Source organism: Stenotrophomonas sp. 05L44_2, assembly GCF_056665995.1.
The window spans coordinates 1-7,239 of the sequence record NZ_JBFTNR010000134.1; the positions used below are offsets into that span (position 1 = coordinate 1).

The 7,239-nt window shown below is 66.5% G+C and carries 6 protein-coding genes; 4 read left to right on the forward strand and 2 right to left on the reverse strand.

The genetic code is table 11. The annotated features are described in order from the left end of the window. Position 1 precedes the first annotated feature (1 nt). On the forward strand, positions 2-748 hold the full coding sequence (locus tag AC1VAN_RS06670; protein WP_480985506.1) for a CDP-diacylglycerol diphosphatase: 747 nt from the start codon (positions 2-4) through the stop codon (positions 746-748). On the opposite strand, the gene AC1VAN_RS06675 is transcribed toward AC1VAN_RS06670, so the two are convergent. Beyond that, complete coding sequence (locus AC1VAN_RS06675; protein ID WP_032975270.1) at positions 745-1,350, reverse strand: GNAT family N-acetyltransferase; 606 nt, start codon at positions 1,348-1,350, stop codon at positions 745-747. The two genes, AC1VAN_RS06670 and AC1VAN_RS06675, sit on opposite strands and share 4 nt — an antisense overlap. A 219-nt stretch (positions 1,351-1,569) precedes the next feature. Here AC1VAN_RS06675 and AC1VAN_RS06680 point away from each other — a divergent pair, with 219 nt between their 5' ends. After that, positions 1,570-4,296 carry a TonB-dependent receptor plug domain-containing protein gene (locus AC1VAN_RS06680; protein WP_480985507.1) on the forward strand — a complete coding sequence of 909 codons (2,727 nt, stop codon included), beginning with the start codon at positions 1,570-1,572 and terminating at the stop codon, positions 4,294-4,296. 25 nt (positions 4,297-4,321) lie between these two features. Then, entirely contained in the window at positions 4,322-5,038 is a 717-nt protein-coding gene (locus AC1VAN_RS06685) for a hypothetical protein (RefSeq protein WP_478046347.1), read from the forward strand. A gap of 27 nt (positions 5,039-5,065) precedes the next feature. Here the strand turns inward: AC1VAN_RS06685 and AC1VAN_RS06690 are convergent, their stop codons facing one another. Beyond that, a complete protein-coding gene (locus AC1VAN_RS06690; protein WP_480985508.1) occupies positions 5,066-5,707 on the reverse strand; it encodes a hypothetical protein in 642 nt (213 codons plus the stop codon). 184 nt (positions 5,708-5,891) lie between these two features. Between AC1VAN_RS06690 and AC1VAN_RS06695 the strand changes: the two genes are divergently transcribed. Next, positions 5,892-7,052: an amidohydrolase family protein gene (locus tag AC1VAN_RS06695; protein WP_442251978.1), complete on the forward strand. Its 1,161-nt coding sequence runs from the start codon at positions 5,892-5,894 to the stop codon at positions 7,050-7,052. Positions 7,053-7,239: the final 187 nt, after the last annotated feature.

Genomic DNA, 7,239 nt, shown 5'->3' on the forward strand with positions numbered 1-7,239 from the left:
GTTGCTGGCCGGTTGTGCCAGCGTGCCCCCTGCGCCGCCACCGGCCCATTCGGATGCGCTGTGGCGCCTGATCGAACGTGATTGCCAAGGCGCACAGTCGCCACGCGGCGATTGCCTRCAGGTGCGCCCGGCCGTTGATCACCGCGATGTGCTGGTCAAGGACGCGCACGGCCGCTATCAGTTCCTGCTTATGCCACTGGACAAGGTCAGTGGCATCGAAAGTCCCGCGTTGTACCGGCGCGGGGCACCCAATTACTTTGCTGCCGCCTGGCAGGCCCGCGCTCGTACCGAGCAGGCACTTGGCCAGCGGTTGCCGCGCAGCGTCGCCAGCCTGGCATTGAACTCGCCGCATGGACGTTCACAGCACCAGCTGCACATCCACGTCGATTGCCTGCGCGCCGACGTGCTGCGGGCGCTGGAAGACAATCGCGCGGCCCTCGGCGCGCAGTGGGCACCGCTGCCGGTAAGGCTGCGCGGCCATCAATACCAGGCGCGGCTGCTGCCGGGCGAGGCGTTGACTGCCAATCCCCTCAACCTGCTGGCCTATGGCCTGAGCGGTGTGGACAGGGTTGGCCAATGGAGCCTGCTGGTGGCGGGGCACGAGGACGTGCATGGCGCGCCGGGTTTCATCCTGCTGGCCACGCAGCTGGATCCCGGCAGCGACAACGATGCCAGCGCCGAGGAGCTGCAGGACCATGCCTGCAGCGTGTTGACCGGCGCGGATGCTTCGCTGGAGCGGGTGCGCTAGTTCTCTGCTGACTGCCGTTGCAGCCAGGCAGGGGCTGTCAGGGCGTAGAGCTGGCGGTCCTGCCAGCCTTCGACATCCAGGTGGTGGTCGCGCAGCAGGCCTTCGCGCTCGAAGCCGATCGCCTGCAGGGTAGCGACCAGCGCGCTGCCTGCATCGGGCGGCAGCAGTACGAACAGGCGGCGGATCCCCACCTGTTCGAACAGGAACGTGCACAGCGCCTGCAACGAAGCGTGCAGCTGCCGCCGCTGGGGACAGCCTGCGGCATGCAGCCAACGCAGTTCAACGCTGCGCGCATGCGCGCAATGCAGGCGCAGGTTCAACTGGTCCAGCAGCTCACCCGCTGCGTCGAAGCTGCCCAGCAGCAACTGATCGTTGTCGTGTTGCAGCTGCGAACGCTGAACACCGCAGAGGAAATGGGCTTCGGCATCGAAATGGTCAGGCGGGTTGCCGCTGCGTTCGACCTGACGATAGTGGTGACGCCAGGCGGAAAGGTCTGAACGCTGCAACGGGCGCAGCACCACAGGCCCGTGCTGGAGCAGCAGGAGGTGGCGGCGCAGCACCGGTCGCAGCGGTGGCAAGGAAGTAGGGAAATACCGGTTCATGGGGTGCGACGATGCCGCAGGCCGGCGAGGGGGAACAATGAAAGAAGTTGCAAATGCGGCGTGGTCACTGGCTGCGGTCTGATTCGGTTCAGGCATAACGCCATCAAGCCTGGTCATTTCCGTTGCAACCATCCGTTCAGGACACTTTCGTTACGGGATCGTTATGCGCACACCGTCGTCAGCGCCCCGGACCACCCGCCCAACTCCCCCAGGAAGCCCATGTCCGCCTCTTCCCTGGCGCTGCGCCCGCGTCCGCTGGTGCTTGCCTTGTCGTCACTGATGCTGGCCTCGTTGCCGGCCTTCGCGCAGGAAAGCGCACCCACCTCATTGCAGGAAGTGAAGGTCACCGGCTCGCGCATCCCGCGTGCCAGTGTCGAGGGGCCGTCGCCTGTCACGGTGATCAGCCGCGAGCAGATCGATGCGCAGGGCTACCGCAATGCATTCGATGCGTTGAGCGCGCTCACCGAGAACACCGGCAACGTGCAGGGCGAGGACTTCGGCAATACCTTCACCCCGGCGGCGAACACCATCAACCTGCGTGGCCTGGGCCCGAACCGCACGCTGGTGCTGGTCAACGGTCGCCGCCAGGCCGACTATCCGCTGGCCTACGAAGGCTCGGTGAACGTGGTCAACCTGGCCAACATCCCCAGTGCGCTGATCGAGCGCATCGAGGTGCTGGCTGCCGGCGCGTCTGCGGTGTATGGCTCCGATGCCATCGCCGGCGTGGTCAACATCATCCTCAAGGACCGCTTCGACGGCGTGGACGTCAACGTGCGTGCCGGCGGCACCCAGCAGGGCGGTGGTGACAACCAGCGCGTGCAGGTGGTGGGAGGCAGCTCGGGCGAACGCTGGGAAGGCCTGTTCGGCTTCGAACTGGACGTGCGCAAGGCGATCCACGCGCGCCAGCGCGATTTCATGGATTCGCTGGACGATGACCCCACCGGCAAGGCGCCGCAGCCGACGGCCGTCGCCTATCGTCGCAATGCAGCCACCGGTCGCAACATCGATCCGGGCACCGCCGGCTGCGATGCGGCTTCGTCCATCTACGGTGGCAGCGTGCTGCGCGCCAACAACCCGCGCCAGGGCTGGTACTGCGGCAGCAACGAAGCCGCTGCCAGTTACTGGACCGTGCAGACCGAGAAGCGCAACCTCAACGGTTACGGCCTGCTGACCTTCCACGTCAACGACACCACCGACCTGTTTGCGGATGTCGCGCTGGGCAGCGCACGGATCAACAACAATACCCGTGCGCCCACCTGGACCTCGTCACGCAACTACTTCTACAACCAGAACACGGGCAACCTGGAGAGCTGGTACCGCCGCTTCGCGCCGGAGGAAATCGGCGGCCTGCCGCGCAATGCCAATCGCTTCCTGGAAAGCTCGTGGTCGTTCAACGTCGGTGCGCGGGGCCAGATCGGCGACAGCGGCTGGGACTACGAGGCCGTCTACAGCCGCTCACGCTACGAGAACCGCACGCGCCGCCCGGTGCTGCTGGCCGGCATCAACGAGTACCTGCTGGGCCCGCAGCTGGGCGTGCGCAACGGCGTGGAGGTCTATGCACCAGACCCTGCGCGCCTGTTCCAGCCATTGACGCCCGACGAGTACGGCCGCCTGTCCGACTACCAGGAAAGCCGCAATGCCGCGTGGCTGCAGACCTTCAGCGCGACGGTCAACGGCCGCCTGTTCGCGTTGCCCGGTGGCGATGCCGCATTGGCCGCGGTGGTCGAAGCGGGCAGCCAGGGCTACCGCAATCGCCCGGACCCGCGCCTGGGCACCGGCGAATTCTGGAACACCAGCGCCGGCATCGGTGCCGGTGGCGAACGTGACCGCTATGCGGCCGGTGTTGAACTGCAGCTGCCGTTGCTGCAGTCGCTGACCACCACCCTGGCAGGTCGCTACGACCAGTACCGCGCCGGCGGCGAGCATATCGGCAAGGCGACCTGGAGCTTCGGTGTCGAATTCCGTCCGATCGAAAGCCTGCTGATCCGCGGCACCGCGGCCACCAGCTTCCGTGCGCCGGACATGAACTATGTGTTCGCCACCGAGACCCGAGGCTACAACCCCGGCATGACCGACTACTGGCGCTGCCGCACCGCCGGCCAGTCGTATGACAACTGCGACTACAACGGCCTGTCGATCGACTACAGCAACCGCGCCAACCCGCAGCTGCAGCCCGAGTCGGCCAAGTCGTATGGCTTCGGCGTGGTCTGGTCGCCACTGTCCGGGCTGGATTTCAGCGCCGACTACTACGACATCCGCATCGACAACGAAGTGACCAGCCTCGACACCAGCCGCATCCTGCGTGATGAGGCCGATTGCCGGCTGGGCCGCACCCTCGGCGGCGAAACGCGCGACATCAGCTCGTCGCTGTGCCAGGACGCGCTTTCGCGGGTGATCCGCAACCCCTCCACTGCCACCGTGCAGCCGGACCAGGTGACCCGCGTACTGATCAACCCGATCAATGCGGCATCGGAGTCGGTGCGCGGCATAGACCTGAAGGGCAACTGGCGCTTCGATGCGGGTCGCTATGGCCGCTTCACCACGCGCCTGGCCTACACCCTGGTGCTGGAGCATGAGTACAAGCAGTTCGCCGATGACGAAGTGCGCGACATCCGCAATTCGCTGGATGACTACCAGTGGCGCAGCAAGRCCAATGGCAGCATCACCTGGAACCAGGGCGACTGGACCACGACGCTGTATGGCAACCGTTTCGGTTCGCTGCCCAAGACCGATGGCAGTGGCCGCATCGCACCGTACATGACCTACAACGCCAGCGTGTTCCGCCAGTTCGGCGAAAACCTGTCGGTTGGCGTGATCGTCAACAACCTGCGCGACAGCCGCCCGCCGGCAGACAAGAACGGTGGCGGTTGGCCGTTCTATCCGGTCGGCAACTACGACCCGTATGGCCGTCAGTTCTGGGTGCAGCTGGATTACCGGTTCCGTTAAGCGATGCAAAACGAAAGGCCCGGCATTGCCGGGCCTTTCTTTGTGTGGCACTTCGCTTCCAGCGCCAAGCAATGGCATGCTCACCCAATCAGCAGGGAGGAAACAACGCATGGACGTTCGTCATCTGATGGTTGTGGTGCTCGCAGTCGCGGGCTGCAGCAGCAAAGAAGAAGCACCGGCAGCCGCTGCCCAGGATGCCACGATGGCGCCTGCCGACCGGGTTGAGGCAGCAACACGGATACGCGATGCTGCAACATCCCTGCACACCGCTCCCGCTTCGCCCGGGTCTGCAGTCATTGCTGCGGCGGCCAAGCCAGCGGAAGGAACGTTCCTCACCGGCGAGCGCAGCCTGTTGAGTGAGGGGGCGATGTCCGTTGAACGATTCCATGCGGTGGTCGGTTCCAACAGAGCATTCGCACAGGCGGTCAGCCAATTCGAGCAGGATGCCGCACGCCAACCGGAAGCACAGGATCTGACCGGGCTGTACAGGTCAGCGGTGACTGCGGCGCTGGACGGGAATACGGACGTGGTCTCGTTCGCATGCGGCTACAGCTTGTGCCTCGGCGAGATCCGCAGCCGGACCGAAGACGGTTTCAGCGCCTGGGCGCGCTCCTTCGGGAAGGGCAACACGCCTCCCGTCTATGCATTCGCAACGGCCGAGTACACCCTGGGCCGGAACCTGCATTCGGGACGCTTCGTGTTCTCCACCGATCCGGCTGCCAACGGCATCACCACCCAGTAGGTCGGGACATGCCGGGCGGACGAAACGTTACGGCAGCGCCTGCACCAGGTACGACTCGATGACGTAGCTGAAAGGCTGCTGCTGGCGGTCGCGCAGCAGTGCGCGCACTTCCAGGATCACACCATGGTCGCCTTCGCCGCGCGGCGGCCAGAACGTCTGGTCGGTCACGGTCTGGCGCTGGAAGCCGAGCGGACCGACCACGCGGCCGAACGGCTCGTCGGTCGTGTCCAGGACCTGGTTCATGGCCGGGCTGAGATGGTCGGGCAGGTACCAGTTGTCGGCCTCGGACAGCACGCGGCTGCCGCAGGCCAGCTGCACGCGCCGGTAACGCAGGGGCATGGAGGCAGTGGCGCCCAGGGCCTGCAGCACGTCGGCCGGCGCGGTCTTGTCCTGGCCGTGCACACGCACGGCACGGACCCGGGCCTGCTCGGCCAGGCCGTGCTCGGCGCACCAGCTTTCCAGGGTGGCGGTGGCGCTCTGGCCGGCCAGCACGCGCTGATGCAGTACCTCCACCAGCGCGGCGGAGGCAATCCGCTGCTGGCCCGGCGGCGCCTGCAGGGGCGCGCTGGCGTTGGCATCGGTGGCGGACAGGCTGGCGATCGGGGCAGCGACCAGCAGGGACGCGGCCTGCCAGCGGCGAAGACGATCGTGGCGGTCGGACGGGCCCATGCGGCATCACAGCGGAAACAGGCGCCCATGTTACCCGTTCAGGCGTGTATCCGGCGTCCCTGCGGCGCACGGTCGCGGACGGGATTCATCGTGCCGGTGAATGCATGGCATGCAGATATTTCGTTGGCCGATGGACGCGGCGGCGGGCAGGATGGCGCCAGTGTTGGCTTTCCGGGAGAACCTGATGACCCTGCAGTTCGTCCATGGTGGCGTCGATCGCGACGGTGCCCCGCTGCATTTCCACATCCGTGATGGCCGGTTTGTCGGCATCAATGGCGACGATGCAGCAGCACAGGGAGCCGAAAGCGTCGATCTGACCGGTTTTAGCGTGCTGACTGGACTGGTCGACGGCCATATCCACCTGGACAAGAGTTTCGTCGGCGACCGCTGGCATCCGCATCAGCCGGTGAACAGCCTGCGCGAGCGTCTGGCGGTGGAAAAGGCCGCGATTGCCACCGCCGCACCCATGGCCGATCGTGCCGAGGCCCTGATCCGCCAGTGCAGCGGATTCGGTACGGTGGCGATGCGGTGCCACGTCGACATCGATGGCAGCACCGGCCTGCGTCACCTGGAGGCGGTGCGTGAAGCGGCGCTGCGTTGTGCCGACATCATGCGCATCCAGTTGGTGGCATTCCCACAGGCCGGCGTGATGTCGTGCCCGGGTACGGCGGTCATTCTGGAACAGGCGATTGCTGCCGGGGTGGAGGTGCTTGGAGGCATCGACCCGAGCACGCTGGACGGGGATGCCGAAGGCCAGCTTGCGTTGTTGTTCGGGCTGGCCGAGCGCTATGGCGTGCGTCTGGACATCCATCTGCACGAGCCGGGCGAGACCGGGCTGGCGCAGCTGCTGCGGATCGCCGCGCGCACACGCGCGGCGGGCCTGCAGGGCAGGGTGGCGGTCAGTCACGCCTATGCGCTGGGCGAGGTGCCGTTGGCGCGGGCCCTGCAGGTGGGTGAGGCCTTGGCTGCCGCAGGCGTAGCGATCATGAGCAATGCGCCGGGCGACCATCCGTTCCCGCCGCTGCGTGCTCTGCACGACGCCGGTGTGCGCGTGTTCGCCGGCAACGACAACATCCGCGACTGCTGGTGGCCCTATGGCAATGGCGACCTGCTGCAGCGGGCGATGCTGCTGGGCTATCGGTCGGGCTTCTACACCGATGCGGACCTGATGCTGGCGCTGGACATGGTCACCACCCATGCGGCGGAGGTGATCGGGTTGCCGCAGTACGGCATTGCAGAAGGTCGTCCGGCCACCTTCGTGGCGGTGCGTGCCGACCATGGCCCGGCGGCGGTGGCCGCAGTGCCGGCCGAGCGACGCGTGGTGGTCGACGGCCGTTGGCTGTAGCGGCCGGGCCGAGCCCGGTAGCACCTGGTAGTGCCGGCCGCTGGCCGGCAACTTCAACAGCAACAGCCAAAGCAACAGCGGCATGCCGTGGGAGGGCGGTGCGGTGTCGGATTGCGGGTACGCCGCAAGTACGTCCCTGTAGGCTCGGCAGCCGCATCCATGCGGCTGACACCCCGCAATCCGACAC

Excerpts from the sequence above, each read along its gene's own strand:
- AC1VAN_RS06675 (WP_032975270.1), bottom strand. The coding sequence starts at position 1,350 with ATGAACCGGTATTTCCCTACTTCCTTGCCACCGCTGCGACCGGTGCTG.
- AC1VAN_RS06690 (WP_480985508.1), bottom strand. The coding sequence starts at position 5,707 with ATGGGCCCGTCCGACCGCCACGATCGTCTTCGCCGCTGGCAGGCCGCG.
- AC1VAN_RS06695 (WP_442251978.1), top strand. The coding sequence starts at position 5,892 with ATGACCCTGCAGTTCGTCCATGGTGGCGTCGATCGCGACGGTGCCCCG.